This window comes from Reichenbachiella sp., assembly GCF_965223055.1.
GTDB lineage: Bacteria > Bacteroidota > Bacteroidia > Cytophagales > Cyclobacteriaceae > Reichenbachiella.
On the sequence record NZ_CBDCVM010000003.1, the window covers coordinates 455,992 to 474,831 of the forward strand.

Genomic DNA, 18,840 nt, shown 5'->3' on the forward strand with positions numbered 1-18,840 from the left:
CCAGTATGCAGGTGCATAATAATAATTTTCTCTTCATTATTCTCTTTCAGCTGCTTCTTTACTTTTCTCGAGGTTAGGCTGGATATTGGAGGTGGGAGCGCAAAGGAGACTCAATTATTTTAAATAAAAAGCAATTTTCGACGAATTATTCCTATTGCCTGATAAATAACATTTATCAGTTTAAAACAACCTAAATTTTAAATTGTCCCTTAAAATAGTACAATTAATGCCTGCTATAAATCAGCATGGAATATGCAAAATTACATGTGTGATTTAATGAAAATCAGTGTGCCTCCAACCAATTCTTACCTGTCCCCATGCCTACTTCCATTGGTACGTCCAGCGGAATTGCATTTTTCATCAAATCTTCCACCTTTTCTTGAAGCATGGAGAGTTCATCTTTATGCGCATCAAAAACCAATTCATCATGTACCTGCATGATCATTTTGGATTTCAGTTTTTCTTTTTTCATCCAGTCGTGGATGTTGATCATGGCGACTTTGATGATGTCGGCAGCACTACCCTGGATGGGAGCGTTCACGGCGTTTCGTTCGGCAAATCCGCGGACCGTAGCATTCCTAGAATTGATATCTCGGAGATACCTGCGTCGGCCCAAAATGGTTTCCACATATTCATGCTCCTTGGCAAAATTCACCTGGTCATCCATATACCGCTTGATGTTTGGAAACTGAGTGAAATACGAATCTATAATCTCGGCTGCCTCTGATCTGGAAATACCAATATTCTGCGATAGACCAAAGGCAGAAATACCATAAATCAACCCAAAGTTGACCTCCTTAGCCTTTCGTCGAATATCAGGAGTCATTTCTGCCATTGGCACATCAAATACTTTTGAAGCCGTGGTTGCATGAATATCTTGACCATTCTTGAAGGCTTCAATCATGTGCTCATCTTTGGCAAAAGCAGCTATGATTCTCAATTCAATCTGCGAATAATCCGCAGCAAACAATATATAATCTTTGCTCCTTGGTACAAAGGCCTTTCTGATTTCTCTTCCTTTGGCTGTTCTTATCGGTATATTTTGAAGGTTCGGATTATTCGAGCTCAGTCGACCAGTAGCCGCGACTGCTTGTCTATAGTCTGTATGGATCAAGCCATCCTTTTTACTAATTAAAAGAGGTAATGCATCTACATAAGTAGATTTCAATTTTTGATATTCACGGAATTCTAAAATCCGCTCGGCTATCTCATGTTCACCAGCCAGTTTGGATAAAATTTCTTCCCCCGTAGCATATTGACCAGTCTTCGTCTTTTTAGGCTTATCAACCAATTTCATTTGATCAAACAGAATTTCACCCATTTGTTTTGGTGAATTGATATTGAATTCCTGGCCAGCTAATTCATAGATTTTATCCTGAGCAGTAATACTCAATGCATTGAGGTCCTTAGACATTTCACCTAAGACTTCTGTATCAATTTTCACTCCTGCATACTCCATACCTGCCAATACTACACTCAAAGGCTCCTCCACCTCGTGAAGTAATTTTTCAAGGCTTCTTTCTTTGATTTCCTCTTCCAGTTTGAGCTTGAGCTGCAGGGTAATATCTGCATCCTCAGCTGCATAGTCTACTACCTCTTCCACGGGAATATCTCGCATGTTCTTTTGAGATTTTCCTTTTCCAATCAAGTCTTCTATCGGAACAGCTGTGTAGTTCAGATAGTTTTCGGCCAACACGTCCATCTTATGTCTGGACTCAGGATCGATCAGATAGTGAGCCAGCATGGTATCAAACATTTTGCCTTTCACCTCTACTCCATAGTTTTTAATCACCTGAATATCATATTTGAGATTCTGGCCTACTTTCTGAATGTTCTCATTTTCTAAAACAGACCTAAACTCTTCCACAATTCTATGTGCCTCCTTTTGATCTGAGGGTATCGGTACATAATAAGCTTCACCAGGCACATATGCGAATGCTATTCCAACCAATTCTGCTTCCTCCGGGTTGACACTGGTCGTCTCAGTATCAAAACAGTATTCGTCTTGAAGCGACAAATACTTGACCAAGGACTTCCTCAGTTCAGGGGTATCTATACAGTGATATTCATGTTTGTGATTCTTTAAATTCTTTTTCTCCTGAACTGTGGTTTGTGCTTGTACTTCTACTGCAGCATCCCCGAACAATCCCAATTGTGAAGAGGCAGAAGCTTTCTTTTTGGCTACTTGTTTTGTGGTTGTAGTCGGTGCATCGTCAATGTCAAAAATTCTTTTGAGCATAGTCCTGAATTCTAGCTCTTCAAAAATCTCTTTGACTTTCGCCTCATTTGGTTCGCAATGCTCGAGATCCGCAGCATTAAATTCAATAGGCACATCAATTTTGATAGTAGCCAATTCTTTAGATAAAATACCCTGGGAACCAAATTCTTCTACTTTCTCTTTCATCTTGCCCTTGAGATCTGCCGTATTTTCAAGCAGCCCTTCTACCGTACCATAAGCCTTCAAAAACTTGATCGCCGTCTTTTTACCAACTCCGGGAATACCTGGAATATTATCAGCTGCATCTCCTTCCAGGCCTAAAATGTCCCTTACTTGGTCCACTTTTTCAATATCAAACTTGGCCAATACTTCAGGTATACCCAATACATCCACTCCATTACCCATATAGGCAGGCTTGTATAGATAAATATGTTCTTCAACCAACTGAGCATAGTCCTTATCTGGCGTCATCATAAAGACTTCAAAATTGTCGCGTGCCGCCGCCTTGGCCAATGTGCCGATTACATCATCCGCTTCAAACCCATCCATTTGGAGAATAGGAATATTAAAAGCTTTCAAAATATCCTTGATAATTGGCGTTGCTGCTCTAATATCTTCTGGCGTCTCCTCTCTGTGTGCCTTATATTCCGGAAACTGCTCATGACGAAATGTAGGTGCACTCGTGTCAAATGCCACACCTATATGGGTAGGTTTTTCTTTTCGAAGTATTTCTAATAGAGAATTCATAAACCCAAAAACAGCACTGGTATTAATGCCTTTTGAATTGATTCTAGGATTTTTACTAAAAGCAAAATGGGCACGATAAATAAGGGCGAATGCGTCTAGCAGGAACAGTTTCTTTTCAGGTCTACTCATGTGAGTAAAGGTAAGAAAATGATCTGAACAGTAGCTACAAGCCTCGATGGATTGAAGTAGAACTTTAGAATTTTTATTGGTTAAGTGGAGGTACGACTTGAGGGCCAAAACTCAACGATACTTCAATGCCATAGGATGAATCCCTAAACAAAAAGATAAGCATCGAGGCGAGCCTCCTATATTAAGCCCAAATTTCCCGAACCAGTGGAAGTACGACTGGCCTCACTCAGGTGGGCTGCTTTTCATACCACAGGGGTCATATGAACAGTAAACCTCTAGCATGGAGTCGTAGTTCCACTCCACCTCACAAATCAAGAAAAGGAATCAAATGACCAACAAACTTCACAGCCCAAGTCATTGGGTAGCCCCAAAAAATACTGCTCATCCACATGTATTTGATGATGTCTTTTTTCTTACCACCGAAAGCATTGACTAATATCGCCCCTCCTAATGGAGACAATAAGACTGGCGTCAGAAAAGACATTCCTGCCACACCATATTTCAGCCACAGCTCTACATACTTCCTGTTTTTTTTAGTGAAGACTTTTTTGTCTTTCGATCTAAAAACTCGCTGTGTAAAATGTCTGATATAAGTACCAAAGTAAGTGAAAACGTAAACGGTGGTCATCATGCCTAAAATAGTCAGCGTCCCCGTGAAAAAAACACTATACCCGTACGAAGCGCCTATAATTGGTCCAAACACAAATTTGAAACCACTAGAACCATAAATCATTAAGTATATAAGAATTTCTTCGAGCATAGATTTTTCTGTATTCAGCAGCAAAATTACTCGTGCCTGTTTGATTTAGTTCAAAAACAATGATTTTTGTGCTTCGATTTTCAAAACAATACATGCAGGCTTCGGATATCTCCTTATTAGAAACACTTTGTAATACCTTCGCTCCTTCAGGCAATGAATCCGCTATGACGGACTTTCTTATTGACTATGTCAATAAAAATAAAGGAAGCTGGAAGGTGCAACCAGGATTGGTTTATGGAGAAGAATTTCAGGATTGTTTGATTTTAAAATTTGGGAAGCCTCGGACCGCCATTTTTGCTCACATAGATTCAATTGGCTTCACGGTTCGATATGAAAATCAACTTATTCCGATCGGAGGCCCTGAAACTGAAACAGGTTATTCCCTGGTGGGAAACGACGCCATGGGTCCTATCGAATGCAAGCTGAAAGTTGAAGAAGGAGATTTATTTTATGACTTCGGTAGAGGAATAGAATCAGGTACTGATTTGGTGTTCAAGTCAGATTTTAGAGATACTGAAGACTATGTTCAATCATGCTATCTGGACAACCGCCTAGGTGTTTTAAATGCTCTGAAAGTAGCTGAAACACTGGAAGACGGGCTAATCATATTTTCTTGCTGGGAAGAACATGGAGGAGGCACGGTTCCATTCCTTTGTAAATGGATGTACGAAAACTATCAAATCAAGCAAGCCTTGGTGTCTGATATTACGTGGGTAACCGAAGGTGTCACTCACGGCAATGGAGTGGCCATATCTCTAAGAGACATGAGCATTCCACGCAAAGAATATGTGGATAAAATAGTTGAACTGGCAGAAGCATCTGGAGTCAAATATCAGATTGAAGTGGAAAGAAGCGGGGGTAGTGACGGGCGCGAAATTCAACAATCACCCTACCCAATTGACTGGTGTTTTGTAGGTGCTCCGGAAGATCACGTACATTCGCCCGACGAGATGGTACACAAAGCTGACATAGACGCCATGATCAATCTTTATGAATATTTGATGAAACACCTATGATCCAAATTGGAGACAAACAATTCGTAGAATATCTGACTGCAGATCAATTAGAATCTTACGTCATATCCTTGTCAATGCAAATTGACAAAGATTATAAAGGGAAAGACTTGCTCATTCTTGGCATCTTAAATGGCTCTTTCCTGTTTGTAGCGGACCTGGTTAAATACATGACCATAGATCCAGAAATCAGTTTTTTGAAGTTTGCATCCTACGAGGGCACTTCGTCAACAGGAAATGTAAAAGACCTGATTGGGATCAATGAAGACCTTACTGGCAAACATGTTTTAATTGTTGAGGATATAGTAGATAGCGGCACTACTTTAGCCCATATAATGAGTCTGCTCAAAGATAAAGGCGCAGCGTCCATTCAGATAGCAACCTTATTTTTCAAACCAGAGGCCTACAAACAAGACATTGAACTTCGGTACATCGGGAAAGAAATCCCTAACCTATTCGTGGTCGGTTATGGGATGGACTATCAAAGCAAGGGTAGAAATCTTACAGGTTTGTATCAATTGAAGCCCTAATTTCACCCCAATTAATTTATTATATTTGCCCCTTTTTTGAAGAACACTAATAATACTCACTAATATATAAATCATGCTAAACATCGTATTATTCGGCCCTCCCGGTGCTGGCAAAGGCACACAGAGTGAAAAAATAATAGATCAATATAAGTTGGTACACCTTTCCACGGGTGATTTATTTAGAAAGCACTTGGGCGAAGGAACTGAACTAGGCAAACTAGCTCAGAAATACATGGATGAAGGAAACCTCGTTCCAGATGAAGTAGTCATCGGAATGGTGAAAGATAAAATTGCTACTACAATTGATCCACAAGGATTCATATTTGACGGGTTTCCAAGAACAGTGGCACAGGCAGTTGCTTTGGAAGACATGCTGAATGATTTCGACACCTCGATCAGTGGTATGATTGCCCTGGAGGTACCAGATGAAGAATTGAAAACCAGATTGCTCGAAAGAGGTAAAACCTCTGGTAGAGCAGACGATCAGGATGAAACCAAGATTGACAATCGAATTCAGGTATACAAAAACGAAACGTTACCTGTAGCAGAGTTTTACGAGAAGCAAGGTAAGTACAACAAAATCCATGGGGTAGGCGCCATCGAAGAAATTTATCTGGCCATCCGCCGAGTGATGGACGGATTGTAAAAAGACAATTCACAAATATCAAATGAGAAAGTCCAAACGAAGTAGTTAGGGCTTTCTCATTTATTGTTTAAGGGTATATTAAGGCGCGAAGCAATCTCCCTTCGAATAAACAAACTACTTTTGTCACTTCGACGAGAGGAGAAGTCTTATTTATTTCCATGAGATTTTCAGTGCGTCAATATGACATTTAAAATAGCAAGCAAGTGGCATCTTCAAACTTCATTGATCATGTAAGATTTTGTTCCCGTTCGGGAAATGGTGGGCCTGGCTCAGTACATTTCAGAAGAGAAAAGCACGTACCCAAAGGCGGCCCTGATGGCGGCAACGGTGGGCGCGGTGGGCATATCATCCTTCGTGGCAATCGTCAACTCTGGACTTTGCTCCATTTGAGATATAAGAAACATGCCATCGCCGAAAATGGCAAACCTGGCGAAGGAGGAAACAGAAGTGGGTCTGAGGGGCAGGACATTATTCTCGAAGTACCACTAGGTACGATAGCCAAAGATGCTGAAACCGGCGAAAAGAGAGTAGAAATACTAGAAGATGGTCAGGAGATTATCCTTACTCCAGGTGGGCGAGGAGGCCTGGGCAACGACAACTTCAAGAACGCAACCAATCAAACCCCACACTACGCCCAACCTGGAGAACCCGGAATAGAAGAGTGGATTATTTTGGAATTGAAAGTGCTGGCGGATGTAGGACTCGTAGGTTTCCCAAATGCCGGTAAGTCAACGCTGCTTTCCGTCCTTTCAGAAGCAAAGCCTGAGATTGCTAATTATCCATTTACCACCTTAGTGCCTAATCTGGGTGTGGTGGCTTATAGGGATCACAAGTCATTCGTAATGGCCGATATTCCAGGTATCATCGAAGGGGCCGCCGAAGGAAAAGGCCTTGGTATTCGTTTCTTGAGGCATATCGAAAGAAACTCCATTCTACTGTTTATGGTACCAGCCGATGCCGACGACATCAAGAAAGAATATGAAATTCTGCTCAAAGAGCTGACCAAATACAACCCAGAACTTTTGGACAAGCAGCGAATGCTTGCCATCACGAAATCAGACATGCTCGATGATGAATTGATGGAAGAAATGAAAAAAGAAGTACCAACCGAACTGCCTTCGATTTTCATATCCAGTGTAGCTCAAAAAAACCTTGACCCACTGAAGGATATGATCTGGCAAGCCATCAACGCTTAACCTGACAAGAATTTACCGAAACAAACAATTTTAGGACATTCTGTCACAGAATTTCCATTGGCAAAGTAATTGCCAAACCAATAGCGCATTTAATTGTGAATACTAATGGCAAAAAATAATAAAAAAGCTGACAAGAAGTCGGAAGAGACAGTAGTGGAAGAACCGCAGATAAAGAACGAAGAAAACGTGGAAGAAACTGTGGAAGAGCAAGAGGAGCAGAAGGAAGAACCAAAGGAAGAATTAAGTGCTGAAGAAAAACTTCAAGCCGAGGTAGCCGAGTCCAAAGACAAGTACCTCAGATTGTATTCTGAATTTGAAAACTTCAGAAGAAGAACTTCTAAAGAAAAGTTAGAACTAACCAGTACGGCCAATGCAAATTTGATTAAAGATTTGCTAGCAGTATTAGATGATTTCGAAAGAGCAGAAAAATCGATGACCGAAGATGCAGATATCAAGTCTGTGAAAGAAGGAGTCGATCTGATTTATAATAAATTCAAAAGTGTCCTTGAGCAAAAAGGATTGAAAAAAATCGAAGCCGACAAAGGTTCCGAGTTTGATGTAGAGTATCACGAAGCCATCACACAAATCCCAGCACCAGAAGAGGAGTTGAAAGGAAAAGTTGTGGATGTAGTTGAAAAAGGTTATCAACTGAATGACAAGGTGATCAGATTTGCGAAAGTGGTAACCGGAGCATAATTATGGCAAAAAGAGATTATTACGAAGTTCTGGGTGTATCTAAGTCTGCTTCTGCAGATGAGATAAAAAAAGCCTACCGAAAGCTAGCGATCAAATTTCACCCGGATAAGAACCCCGACGATAAACAGGCGGAAGAAAACTTCAAAGAAGCAGCAGAAGCTTATGAAGTACTTAGCGATGCTCAGAAAAAACAACGCTACGACCAATTTGGCCATGCCGGAATGGGTGGAGCTGCCGGCGGCGGCGGCTTTGGCGGTGGAGGTATGTCTATGGACGATATCTTTTCACAATTTGGTGACATCTTCGGTGGCGGAGGAGGAGGTGGAAGCCCTTTCGACAGCTTCTTCGGAGGCGGTGGTGGTGGCCGAGGTCGAGCACGCAAAGGCACAAACCTTCGTATCAAACTGAAACTTACGCTGGAGGACATCGCCCATGGCGTAGAAAAGAAAATTAAAGTAAATCGTCTAGTTGTTGCCGATGGGGTTACTTTCAAGACCTGTCAGTCTTGTAATGGAAGTGGTCAGGTAAAGAAAGTGGTGAATACTATGCTGGGCCAAATGGTCTCTGCATCGACTTGCCCGACTTGTAACGGAGCCGGTCAAAGCATTGACAAGAAACCTAATGGTGTTGATAATTCTGGATTGACCTATAAAGACGAAGTCATTCCAGTAAAGATTCCTGCTGGCGTAGTAGACGGCATGCAACTATCCATGTCTGGCAAAGGAAATGAAGCACCAGGCGGAGGAATGCCAGGAGACCTATTGATCGTGATCGAAGAGCAAGAAGGCGAAGAGCTGAAGCGAGAAGGGAACAACATCGTCTTTGACTTGTACCTGAACTTTGTAGATGCGGTTTTGGGAACTTCTGTTGAAGTACCAACAATCGATGGTAAAGTAAAAATCAAGATCGATCAAGGCACTCAAAGTGGTAAAATCTTGAGGCTCCGTGGAAAAGGCATTAAAGACATTAATGGTTACGGCAAAGGAGATCAGTTAATCCATGTGAATATATGGACACCGAAGACGTTGTCGAAAGACGAAAAGCAGAAGCTCGAAAGCATGAGAGATTCAGACAACTTCGCACCAAATCCCGGTAAAGGAGAGAAAGGTTTCTTCGAAAAAATCAAAGAATTCTTTTAGGATCTTTGATAGACGCACAAATAAGACCTCTTACTATCATCGAATAGTAAGGGGTCTTTTTTTGGTACATAACGGTATAAATTTTTGATTTCGGCAGATTCATTCTATTTTCGACGGTTGAATCTCGATAATCGTCGAACGAATCGAACCAGAATGAGAAAAATTCCGTACGTAGGGACATGCTAAGGGTTTATATTGTTGTAATAGCAACATTGGTTTGTGGGTTGAAGGGGCATTGCCAGTTAAAAAAGTTCTACACAGTGAAGGACGAAGCCTCTTTTGATACGGTCGCTTTTTCATTGAAAGCAACCTCGGGTACTTGTTTCATAAACCCCTCTGACAATAACGACCCCGTCACCATTTACGGAAACCCCTCCTTTTCCGAAGTTAACCCTACCTTCCACACGGAAATCAACAACAATCGTAATGCAGTCAACCTAATCCTGGAAGACTATAATCAAAAAGGACTAAGTCAAGCGATCTCTTACAGTATGTTTGGCAATGAAAAATCCGAGAAAAATTTCTGGAAAGTATTCTTGGCAGATCAAAAAATTTACAACCTCGATTTAAAATACGGCGTAGGTGATGCTTTTGTGAACTTATCCGATCTGTCAGTATCCAAATTCAAAATAGAATCAGGTAGTGCCAATGTGAAAATCATGTATGATGACAATGCTATGAATAAATGTGCCATGGATACCTTTTATGTCAATGTAGATGTTGGCAATATCATGACCAAAAATGTGAATAAGTCCAATGCCAACATAATTATCGCAGATGTTGGGTTTGGTACAGCTGTATTGGACTTCAGCAAAGGAGTAGAAAAAGCTTGTAAAATCAATGTGAGTGTTGGCGCTGGAAAACTGAAAATCATTGTACCAGAAAATGACTACCCGGCCATTGTCCATTTCAAAAGCTCACCCCTTTGCAACATTTCTCTTAGCCAGGCTTTCGAAGAAGTTTCTGAAAATGTCTATGTCAATCGCAGCTATTCCGCTAGCGCAAAAAATTTGATGGAATTCAACGTAGACGTCGCCTTAGGGAATATCATCTTCGAATACGTGAAGTAATTTTTACACAACTGTAATATTTTCCGACTTTTTGCTACTCATGTAGCAAATCAAAAACAATCGACTTGAACTTAGTAAAAATCAATGGTGTCTCTAAATCCTATGGAGATCATCAAGCCTTAGACAACATAGACTTTGGCATCCCAGAAAACAGTGTTTTCGGACTATTAGGGCCAAATGGTGCTGGAAAAACCACACTGATCAGAATCATCACTCAAATCATCATGCCCGACAGTGGACAGGTGCTTTTCAAAGATGTACCTATGTTAGCTGAAGATGTACGAAAAATTGGTTACCTACCAGAAGAAAGGGGGTTATACAAAAAAATGAAAGTGTCCGATCAGCTGATTTTTCTGGCGCGACTGAAAGGAATGAGCCGACCAGATGCTGTAGCCTCTATCAAACATTGGATGGAAAAGCTGGACATCATGGCTTGGCACAACAAAAATGTGGAAGACCTGTCCAAGGGTATGCAGCAAAAGATTCAATTTATTGCTACGGTAGTTCATAACCCATCCTTGATTATTCTTGACGAACCTTTTTCTGGGTTTGATCCTGTAAATGCCAATCTGATTAAAGATGAAATTCTGGAATTGAAGGAGAAAGGCGCTACTATTATTTTTTCTACGCACCGCATGGAATCAGTGGAGGAGCTTTGTGATCAAATCACATTAATCCATCATTCCAAAATCTTGATTAATGGAGCCAAAAAAGACATCAAGAATAAGTACCGAAACAATACATTTATTACAGAATACATAGGTGACATTCCTATTTCTGACAATGGTTTTGAAGTACTCCATACCAAATCATTAGATGATGATATAGTTCGCTCTGAAGTGAAAATTGCTGAAAACCACTCAGTGAATGACTTGGTAGATTTTATCACCTCAAAAACGAAGATCGTTTCTATCAACGAGAAAATTCCTTCCATTAATGACATTTTTATTTCCACTGTAAAGCCTACCAACCATGAATAAGATCTCACTCATCATCGCACGCGAGTACATCGCAAGAGTTAAGAAAAAGTCATTTATCATTATGACTATTTTAGGTCCTATCCTCTTTGCAGGAATGATGGGAATAGTGATTTGGTCGGCCACGCGAGAAGGAGATCAGAAACTGATTCAGGTTATTGATGAAACTGGTCTATTTGAAAATAAAATAGAAAACACAGAAACTATCACCTATCAATTTATCCAGGCGGATTTAGAAGAAACCAAAGAGTCACTCTTAAGGAGTGATGCCATATTTGGTTTGCTCCATATTCCCAATTTAAATTTAGATAAACCGGAAGGCATAAAATTCTATTCCACTCAAAGTCCAGGAATAGCCGTAGAAGGAGGAATTGAAAAAAGAATCCGTGGAATTATTGAAGACGAAAAATTAGCCAATTCGGGATTGGATCAAGAGTTGATAGACAATCTTAGAGCACATGTGGATATTCACATCATCAACTTATCAGAATCCGGTGATGAAAGCGAAAGCAATTCAGGTATTGCTTTTGGTGTGGGATACGTTTCTTCTTTCTTGCTTTACATGTTCATATTTATTTATGGCATGCAAATCATGAGAGGCGTTACCCAGGAGAAAACTAGCAGAATCATAGAGGTAATGATCGCTTCAGTTCGACCGTTTCAGTTGATGATGGGTAAGATTTTGGGTATTGCAGCTGTTGGACTTACGCAGTTCGTGCTATGGGCAGTGATGACTACTGCACTCACTTCAGCCACTTCTTCCTTTATTTTAGATCAGCCTGCAGCTACCGAACAGTTCGCCAATGAAGCGGGTATGGATACTGAAGGCATGAGCGCTCAGGACAAAGCTTTTGACATTTCGAAGGTGCTAGACAAAATTGAACTACCAACCATCCTAGCTAGCTTTTTGATCTACTTTCTAGGCGGTTATTTACTCTATGGCGCACTGCTTGCAGCTATCGGCTCTGCGGTAGACAGCGAGGCGGATTCGCAACAGTTTATGCTTCCGGTTACCTTACCACTCATATTTTCTATGATGATGATTTCTATTGTCATTCAAGAGCCGCATGGTACCATGGCTTTTTGGTTATCCATGATTCCATTCACTTCACCAGTCATCATGATGATGCGATTGCCATTTGACGTGCCATTATGGGAGTTGGTGCTTTCAGTTTCATTACTCATAGCAGGCTTCTGTGGAACTACCTGGATGGCTGGCAGAATCTACCGTATTGGAATTTTTATGCATGGGACTAAGGTCAATTACAAAACGTTGGCCAAGTGGTTTGTGATGAAGATCTAACAAAAAAGGGCAGCTATTCAGCTGCCCTTTTTACTTATCCATACTAGGCCAATTTTCTTGGACGACCTTTAAAGATCGTTCCTGCTTTAAACCCATTTTTATACTTCTCTTTGCGCGTACGCCAAACCTTAAAGTTATTTTTATTGCCCACTTCAAACTGAAACGCCATATGCTCTGACGGCGATACCCATTCCAGATTCGAGCTGTCATTGTTTTTTGGATCATTGTCCAAATGAACAATCATCGTATACTCTTTAGGTAGGATATTAATACAAAAGGCAGAAGCTACTTCTCGGTGAGGGTAAACGGTCTTTCTTTTCTTTTCATCATTGAGTAAATCCATGAAATAACATTTGCAAGTTTTATTCCACCGTTGCTTCATCACTTTTTCCTTCAAGAAAATGTCCTTATTTGAACCGGCGTGAAATGTCTTTCGTGCCTTTCGACGAACTCTTCCTAAATTGGAAATTTCATAATTAGAAAAACCTTCGATGGTTTTCCATACTTCTGGCATTCGTTCGATCTTGTGCGCTTCCATAATGAGGTGGTTTAAGATTTACTTGAATAAATGTAAAAACAGCTTTAGCCAATTGTAAAAAAGTTCGATGAACCTCTGGAAAAAATTGATAACTTGGTTACTAAACAAGACTAAGGGTTTTTAGAAATGAAGAAAACCCTTAAATGAAACAAACAACATTACTACCCATGAACTCTGATTTAGAAATTTCTAAAAAGGCAACATTATTGCCTATTAGTGAAATTGGCGACAAGCTAAACGTCCTTTCCGAAGACCTAATTCCATACGGGAAATCCAAAGCCAAAATTCCACTCACGTATATTGACAAAGAAAAATATGACAAAAACAACCTGATCCTAGTTTCGGCCATTTCGCCCACGCCAGCAGGAGAAGGTAAAACCACCATGTCGATTGGGTTGACTGAAGCTCTCAACAAAATCGGAAAAAAGACGACTGTAGTTTTAAGAGAACCATCACTTGGACCTGTGTTTGGAATCAAAGGAGGTGCCACTGGAGGAGGATATTCTCAGGTGTTACCCATGGAAGATATTAATCTTCATTTTACAGGTGACTTTTCAGCCATTGAAAAATCTAACAACCTTCTCGCTGCCCTTATTGATAATAATATTCAGAACAAAAAGAACTCCCTTGGCATAGACCCTAGAACCGTCACTTGGAAAAGAGTCATGGATATGAATGACCGGTCATTGAGAAACCTAATTGTAGGATTAGGAGGAACAACCTCAGGCGTTCCAAGAGAAACCGGGTTTGATATTACCGCAGCATCCGAAATTATGGCGATTTTATGCCTTGCAGAGAATTTTTCTGACCTCAAGAAAAGACTCGGCAATATCTTCATAGGATTTACTTATGACAAACAACCCGTCTATGCTCGAGACCTAAAAGCCCACGGTGCCATGGCTGCATTACTCAAAGATGCCATCATGCCCAACCTGGTGCAAACCATGGAAGGAAATCCAGCTATTATTCATGGTGGGCCGTTCGCCAATATCGCTCAGGGCACTAATTCTATTATTGCCACGAAGACTGGCTTATCCTTGTCCGATTATGTAGTAACCGAGGCAGGGTTTGGATTTGATCTAGGAGCAGAAAAATTCTTTGATATTAAATGTGTGTCTGGTGGACTTTCGCCAAAAGCGGTTGTATTGGTAGCCACCGTCCGCGCACTAAAATATCATGGCGGTGTTCCAGTGGGTGATTTACAAAAGGAAAATGTAGAGGCGCTGGACAAAGGACTAGCCAATCTGGAAAAGCATATTGAGAATATTGCCTTGTTCAACATATTGCCTGTGGTGGCCATCAACAAGTTTACCTCTGATACCGATGCTGAAATTGAGCATATTCGTACTAGATGTGAAGAACTTGGTGTCAAAGTAGAGGTAGCAGATGTTTGGGCCAAGGGAGGAGATGGCGCCATAGAATTAGCCAAAGACGTAGCCGCAACTGTAGAAGCTAACCATGTGAAATTCAACCCAATGTATGATTGGTCACTACCTGTTGAAGAAAAGATAGACATTATCGCAAAGAAAATCTATGGAGCCAAAGCCATAGACTATACCGCAAAAGCAAAGGCCAATCTCAGAAAAATCGAACGGCTGGGATTAACAAACTTACCTGTCTGCATTGCTAAGACCCAAAAATCATTGTCGGATAATCCTGCTCTTTTGGGAAGACCAAAGGATTTTGTAGTGACTGTCAGGGAAATTGAAATTGCCGCTGGAGCCGGGTTCTTAGTCCCTATAACGGGAGACATCATGCGTATGCCTGGGCTTCCAGCATTTCCAGCCTCAGAAAAAATTGACATTACCGATGACGGCACTATTGAAGGGTTGTTTTAGATAATCTTTATACATCTTTCACTTCCAAATGTGCTGTAAATCACTTTTTGTGCTGCTATTACTCATTTGGCAAGACCAATTTCTAAATATATTTGACCTATGATTTTATACAACGTAACAGTAAGCCTAGATGAAAATATAGAGGCTGATTGGCTGGCCTGGATGAAAGAGGATCACATTCCCAAAGTGATGGACACAGGGATGTTCGTTGACCGAAAAATTTTCAAACTGTTGTCGCACGAACAAGAGGGGGCCATCACTTATGCCATCCAATATTTTGCAGATAGTATCAAACATATCAATGAATATCAGGAGAAATATGCCGAAGCTCTGCAAGCAGATCACACTGAAAAATTCAAAGATAAGTTTGTTGCTTTTCGAACCATGCTTGAGCATGTAGATTAGTAATATTTTGTGCCATGAAATTCACTGCTACTCAGTTATTGGAATGCAAAAACAGAAAGCAATTAATTGAAATTGCGAATCAAAATCAAATTGAATTAAATGACGTTCTTGAAAAACTGAAGTACGAAATAGAATTGGCCAATTTACAAACCGAATTGGTTAACCTTCAACAATGGATTAAAAAAACAAACAAAAGAGTTTGTGTCATTTTTGAAGGTCGTGATGCAGCAGGAAAAGGGGGAGCAATCAAAAGATTCAAAGAACACTTAAACCCAAGAAATTCAAGAGTAGTTGCCCTTACCAAACCAACAGAAGTGGAAAAAGGCCAATGGTATTTTAGAAGATATATAAAGGAGCTGCCTAATCCCGGTGAAATGGTGTTCTTTGATCGAAGTTGGTACAACAGAGCAGTAGTTGAACCTGTGATGGACTTCTGCTCTGAAAATCAATATCAAAAATTTATGATCCAAGTGCCCGAGTTTGAGCACTTACTCTATGAAGACAATATAAGTATCATTAAGTTTTGGTTTTCTATTTCTAAAAAAGAACAAAAGCAGAGATTCGATGCTCGTATGAGTAACCCATTGAAAAGATGGAAATTTAGCCCTGTAGATATGAAAGGACAGGAGCTTTGGGACAAATACACACACTATAAGGAACAGATGTTTAGCAAGACTCACACCAATTTCTGTCCATGGACTATTGTGAAAACCAATAATAAGAAAGAAGCTCGGCTAGAAAGCATTAGACATGTACTGTCTCAATTTGATTATGATAAAAAAGGTGAAGCTAACATTCAGCTTCTTCCAGACCCAAATGTGATCGTGAGATATCATAGAAGTGCTGTTCAAATAGACATTTAACCCTGCGCTGATGAAAAGGGACTTAACAAAAAAGGAAGTTGAACTTATTAACTCAAAACAAGGGTTAGAAGCCTTATTCAGAACCAAGTCCATAAATCTGGAAAAAGTGCTGAGTAAAGTACTTTATGAAGATGAGCTAAAATCTCTACAAGCGGAGCTCATAAAGCTTCAAACTTGGGTAATAAAGAATAACAAAAAAATAGTCGTCATCTTCGAAGGACGCGATGCAGCTGGTAAAGGAGGAGCGATCAGAAGAATTACTGAGCATTTAAATCCCCGGCATTATCGTATCACTGCCCTGAATATCCCGACAGAAGATGAACGCAACCAATGGTTTTTACAGCGCTACATCAATCACCTACCAAAGCCAGGAGAAATGGTGTTCTTTGATCGAAGCTGGTATAACCGGGCTATTGTGGAACCAGTGAATGGATTTTGTACAGAAGAAGAATACAAGACCTTCATGACTCAAGTCAATGAATTTGAAAAAATGCTCATTCACTCGGACACCTTTTTAATAAAATTTTACTTTTCTATCACTAAAAAAGAACAGGCCAAAAGGTTTAAAGAAATAAAACGAAGTCCACTAAAGCGTTGGAAAATGACACCAGTAGATGAAAAGTCTCAAGAACTGTGGGATGATTACACGTACTATAAAAAAGCTATGTTCAAAAAAACAAATACCGAACATGTCCCTTGGACTATAGTGGATGCAAATAAAAAGGTGAATGCCAGATTAGAAACAATCAAACACATTCTCAAAACCATTCCTTACAAGTACACTATTTAGATCGATCTTCGAAGTCAATGTGGCAATTGAGCCACTCTTCGTCGAAGGAAGTGTTGTATTTCTTATAGAAATTGATGGCAGGTTCATTCCAGTCAAGTACTTGCCACATCATACCGCTTGCGCCTTCTGCTTTTCCAAAATCCAACATTTTGTCGAAGAGTAATTTCCCTCCGCCTTTGCCACGCAGTGCTTCAGTCACTATCAGATCTTCAAGATACAATCGCTTGCCTTTCCAGGTAGAATAGCGCCAGTAGTAAACTGCTGCTCCTACAACGGCACCGCCTAGCTCAATCACGAAAAACCCAAAAACAGGAGAAGGGCCAAAGCCCTCCTTCTTCATTCTATCTATGGTATTGGATACCTGATCTTCGGCATTTTCATAAATCGCTAATTCTCGAATTAGTTCAAGTAATCTTGGAAGATCTGCTTGGGTTCCCTTTCTTAGAATCATGCCTATTGTTCGAGTCTGCTACGAAATAGTTTCAAAGCCAGCATACTGATGCAATGCAGCTGGTATTTTAATACCCTCAGCGGTTTGTCCATTTTCAAGTATAGCAGCTATGATTCTTGGCAGTGCCAATGCACTACCATTCAAAGTATGAAGTAAGTGTTTTTTGTTTTCCGCATCACGGTATCTCAACTTCAAACGATTCGATTGATAGTTTTTGAAATTGCTCACAGAACTCACTTCTAACCATCTCTTTTGAGCTGCAGAGTACACTTCAAAATCGTAAGTAATATTTGAAGTAAAGCCTAAATCACCCGCGCACAATTTCAATATTCTATAGGGCAGCTCTAGTCTTTTCAAAAGTCCCTCTACATGATCTCTCATTTCCATCAAAGTATCAAATGATTTATCAGGATGCTGAACCTGGACAATCTCAACTTTATCAAACTGATGCAATCTGTTCAATCCTCTGACGTGCGCACCCCACGATCCTGCTTCTCTTCTAAAACAAGGAGTGAATCCTACATTTTTGATCGGTAGGTCCTTTTCTTCTACAATCACATCTCTATATAGGTTAGTGATCGGCACTTCAGCTGTAGGTATCAAATACAAATCAGAATCAGAGATATGATACATCTGACCTTCCTTATCAGGTAACTGGCCTGTTCCGCGACCTGACGCTTCATTGATTACTACAGGCGGCTGCACTTCATCATATCCATGATGATCAGCTTCATCTAAGAAGAAATTGATCAATGCACGCTGGAGTCTAGCCCCTTTTCCTTTATACACCGGAAATCCTGCGCCAGTGATTTTTACACCCAAATCAAAATCTATAATGTCATAGTTTTTGATCAATTCCCAGTGTGGTAAAGCGTTATCACCAAGCTCAGGCAATTTATCTACCGTAAATAACACCTCATTGTCATCCTCAGTGTTTCCAGCAGGCACCTCAATGTTTGGAATGTTTGGAATTTGATATAATTTCTCATCCAGTGATTGGACGGTTTCTTCCAAAATCTGACTCAATTCCTTCGTCTTTGCTTTTAGTTCAGAAGTTTTTGCTTTGGCTTCATTAGCCTCTTCTTGCTTTCCTTCTTTCATCAATAGTCCAATCGACTTAGAGATTTTATTAGACTCGGCCAATAGCTCATCTAGTTCAGCTTGCGTGTTTTTTCTTTTTTCGTCTAGCGCCAATACTTCATCTAACATAGCCTCAGCGTCTGCCAAGCCTCTTTTTTCTAATCCTGCGATGAATTCAGGCTTGTTTTCTCTAATGTCTGAAACAATTAACATAAGGTTCTCAATTTTTTGAATGGCAAATTTATATGATCAAATGAGACGCACCTCATAGAACCCTAAAGAATACTAGGTCAAAAACACAGATTTTACTGATTTAGAGCCGTTACAAATATTTTTGAGTAAATTTGTGTTATAATATTTGTTGTCATATAATTGTGGCACTTATATGCATTTGGGCTTAGATAGCTATCCAGCTAATCACTATGAGCCAATCTTCATTACTATAATATTT

At 40.2% G+C, this 18,840-nt stretch carries 18 protein-coding genes; 13 read left to right on the forward strand and 5 right to left on the reverse strand.

What is annotated here, in order from left to right:
- Positions 1 to 283: 283 nt before the first annotated feature.
- Positions 284 to 3,094: a DNA polymerase I gene (polA, locus tag ACOQO5_RS02500; RefSeq protein WP_420580100.1), complete on the reverse strand. Its 2,811-nt coding sequence runs from the start codon at positions 3,092 to 3,094 to the stop codon at positions 284 to 286.
- A gap of 304 nt (positions 3,095 to 3,398) precedes the next feature.
- Positions 3,399 to 3,878 (reverse strand): hypothetical protein, encoded by a 480-nt coding sequence (locus tag ACOQO5_RS02505; RefSeq protein ID WP_420580101.1) that lies wholly within the window; start codon positions 3,876 to 3,878, stop codon positions 3,399 to 3,401.
- Positions 3,879 to 3,961: 83 nt separating this feature from the next.
- Between ACOQO5_RS02505 and ACOQO5_RS02510 the strand changes: the two genes are divergently transcribed.
- From ACOQO5_RS02510 to ACOQO5_RS02550, 9 genes are all read left to right on the forward strand, one after another.
- Entirely contained in the window at positions 3,962 to 4,870 is a 909-nt protein-coding gene (locus ACOQO5_RS02510; protein ID WP_420580193.1) for a M20/M25/M40 family metallo-hydrolase, read from the forward strand.
- Positions 4,867 to 5,397 (forward strand): hypoxanthine phosphoribosyltransferase, encoded by a 531-nt coding sequence (gene hpt, locus ACOQO5_RS02515; RefSeq protein ID WP_420580102.1) that lies wholly within the window; start codon positions 4,867 to 4,869, stop codon positions 5,395 to 5,397. Before ACOQO5_RS02510 ends, hpt begins: the two co-directional genes overlap by 4 nt.
- 73 nt (positions 5,398 to 5,470) lie before the next feature.
- The gene (locus ACOQO5_RS02520) at positions 5,471 to 6,043 is read left to right on the forward strand and encodes an adenylate kinase (protein WP_420580103.1); all 573 of its coding nucleotides are present in this window, start codon (positions 5,471 to 5,473) and stop codon (positions 6,041 to 6,043) included.
- Between the two features lie 203 nt (positions 6,044 to 6,246).
- Positions 6,247 to 7,239 carry a GTPase ObgE gene (obgE, locus tag ACOQO5_RS02525; RefSeq protein WP_420580104.1) on the forward strand — a complete coding sequence of 331 codons (993 nt, stop codon included), beginning with the start codon at positions 6,247 to 6,249 and terminating at the stop codon, positions 7,237 to 7,239.
- Positions 7,240 to 7,344: 105 nt separating this feature from the next.
- Positions 7,345 to 7,935 (forward strand): nucleotide exchange factor GrpE, encoded by a 591-nt coding sequence (locus ACOQO5_RS02530; protein ID WP_420580105.1) that lies wholly within the window; start codon positions 7,345 to 7,347, stop codon positions 7,933 to 7,935.
- A gap of 2 nt (positions 7,936 to 7,937) precedes the next feature.
- A complete protein-coding gene (gene dnaJ, locus ACOQO5_RS02535; RefSeq protein ID WP_420580106.1) occupies positions 7,938 to 9,074 on the forward strand; it encodes a molecular chaperone DnaJ in 1,137 nt (378 codons plus the stop codon).
- Positions 9,075 to 9,253: 179 nt separating this feature from the next.
- Positions 9,254 to 10,144, forward strand: a complete 891-nt coding sequence (locus tag ACOQO5_RS02540) for a hypothetical protein (protein WP_420580107.1) — start codon at positions 9,254 to 9,256, stop codon at positions 10,142 to 10,144.
- Positions 10,145 to 10,209: 65 nt separating this feature from the next.
- Positions 10,210 to 11,124 (forward strand): ABC transporter ATP-binding protein, encoded by a 915-nt coding sequence (locus tag ACOQO5_RS02545; RefSeq protein ID WP_420580108.1) that lies wholly within the window; start codon positions 10,210 to 10,212, stop codon positions 11,122 to 11,124.
- Positions 11,117 to 12,424, forward strand: coding sequence for an ABC transporter permease (locus tag ACOQO5_RS02550; protein WP_420580109.1), 1,308 nt, complete (start codon positions 11,117 to 11,119; stop codon positions 12,422 to 12,424). The genes ACOQO5_RS02545 and ACOQO5_RS02550 overlap by 8 nt, the downstream gene beginning before the upstream one ends.
- A gap of 43 nt (positions 12,425 to 12,467) precedes the next feature.
- Here ACOQO5_RS02550 and ACOQO5_RS02555 read toward each other — a convergent pair whose 3' ends face one another.
- Complete coding sequence (locus ACOQO5_RS02555) at positions 12,468 to 12,962, reverse strand: NUMOD4 domain-containing protein (RefSeq protein WP_420580110.1); 495 nt, start codon at positions 12,960 to 12,962, stop codon at positions 12,468 to 12,470.
- Between the two features lie 167 nt (positions 12,963 to 13,129).
- Between ACOQO5_RS02555 and ACOQO5_RS02560 the strand changes: the two genes are divergently transcribed.
- From ACOQO5_RS02560 to ppk2 (ACOQO5_RS02575), 4 genes are all read left to right on the forward strand, one after another.
- Entirely contained in the window at positions 13,130 to 14,800 is a 1,671-nt protein-coding gene (locus ACOQO5_RS02560) for a formate--tetrahydrofolate ligase (protein ID WP_420580194.1), read from the forward strand.
- A 99-nt stretch (positions 14,801 to 14,899) separates the two neighbouring features.
- A complete protein-coding gene (locus ACOQO5_RS02565) occupies positions 14,900 to 15,205 on the forward strand; it encodes a DUF4286 family protein (RefSeq protein WP_420580111.1) in 306 nt (101 codons plus the stop codon).
- 14 nt (positions 15,206 to 15,219) lie between these two features.
- The gene (gene ppk2 / locus ACOQO5_RS02570) at positions 15,220 to 16,068 is read left to right on the forward strand and encodes a polyphosphate kinase 2 (RefSeq protein WP_420580112.1); all 849 of its coding nucleotides are present in this window, start codon (positions 15,220 to 15,222) and stop codon (positions 16,066 to 16,068) included.
- A 10-nt stretch (positions 16,069 to 16,078) separates the two neighbouring features.
- Positions 16,079 to 16,858, forward strand: a complete 780-nt coding sequence (gene ppk2, locus ACOQO5_RS02575) for a polyphosphate kinase 2 (protein WP_420580113.1) — start codon at positions 16,079 to 16,081, stop codon at positions 16,856 to 16,858.
- Here ppk2 (ACOQO5_RS02575) and ACOQO5_RS02580 read toward each other — a convergent pair.
- Positions 16,851 to 17,309 (reverse strand): GNAT family N-acetyltransferase, encoded by a 459-nt coding sequence (locus ACOQO5_RS02580; protein ID WP_420580114.1) that lies wholly within the window; start codon positions 17,307 to 17,309, stop codon positions 16,851 to 16,853. The two genes, ppk2 (ACOQO5_RS02575) and ACOQO5_RS02580, sit on opposite strands and share 8 nt — an antisense overlap.
- Before the next feature lie 18 nt (positions 17,310 to 17,327).
- Positions 17,328 to 18,602 (reverse strand): serine--tRNA ligase, encoded by a 1,275-nt coding sequence (serS, locus tag ACOQO5_RS02585; RefSeq protein ID WP_420580115.1) that lies wholly within the window; start codon positions 18,600 to 18,602, stop codon positions 17,328 to 17,330.
- Positions 18,603 to 18,840: the final 238 nt, after the last annotated feature.

Excerpts from the sequence above, each read along its gene's own strand:
- polA (WP_420580100.1), bottom strand. The coding sequence starts at position 3,094 with ATGAGTAGACCTGAAAAGAAACTGTTCCTGCTAGACGCATTCGCCCTT.
- hpt (WP_420580102.1), top strand. The coding sequence starts at position 4,867 with ATGATCCAAATTGGAGACAAACAATTCGTAGAATATCTGACTGCAGAT.
- ACOQO5_RS02520 (WP_420580103.1), top strand. The coding sequence starts at position 5,471 with ATGCTAAACATCGTATTATTCGGCCCTCCCGGTGCTGGCAAAGGCACA.
- ACOQO5_RS02530 (WP_420580105.1), top strand. The coding sequence starts at position 7,345 with ATGGCAAAAAATAATAAAAAAGCTGACAAGAAGTCGGAAGAGACAGTA.
- dnaJ (WP_420580106.1), top strand. The coding sequence starts at position 7,938 with ATGGCAAAAAGAGATTATTACGAAGTTCTGGGTGTATCTAAGTCTGCT.
- ACOQO5_RS02540 (WP_420580107.1), top strand. The coding sequence starts at position 9,254 with ATGCTAAGGGTTTATATTGTTGTAATAGCAACATTGGTTTGTGGGTTG.
- ACOQO5_RS02550 (WP_420580109.1), top strand. The coding sequence starts at position 11,117 with ATGAATAAGATCTCACTCATCATCGCACGCGAGTACATCGCAAGAGTT.
- ACOQO5_RS02555 (WP_420580110.1), bottom strand. The coding sequence starts at position 12,962 with ATGGAAGCGCACAAGATCGAACGAATGCCAGAAGTATGGAAAACCATC.
- ACOQO5_RS02560 (WP_420580194.1), top strand. The coding sequence starts at position 13,130 with ATGAACTCTGATTTAGAAATTTCTAAAAAGGCAACATTATTGCCTATT.
- ACOQO5_RS02565 (WP_420580111.1), top strand. The coding sequence starts at position 14,900 with ATGATTTTATACAACGTAACAGTAAGCCTAGATGAAAATATAGAGGCT.
- ppk2 (WP_420580112.1), top strand. The coding sequence starts at position 15,220 with ATGAAATTCACTGCTACTCAGTTATTGGAATGCAAAAACAGAAAGCAA.
- ppk2 (WP_420580113.1), top strand. The coding sequence starts at position 16,079 with ATGAAAAGGGACTTAACAAAAAAGGAAGTTGAACTTATTAACTCAAAA.
- ACOQO5_RS02580 (WP_420580114.1), bottom strand. The coding sequence starts at position 17,309 with ATGATTCTAAGAAAGGGAACCCAAGCAGATCTTCCAAGATTACTTGAA.
- serS (WP_420580115.1), bottom strand. The coding sequence starts at position 18,602 with ATGTTAATTGTTTCAGACATTAGAGAAAACAAGCCTGAATTCATCGCA.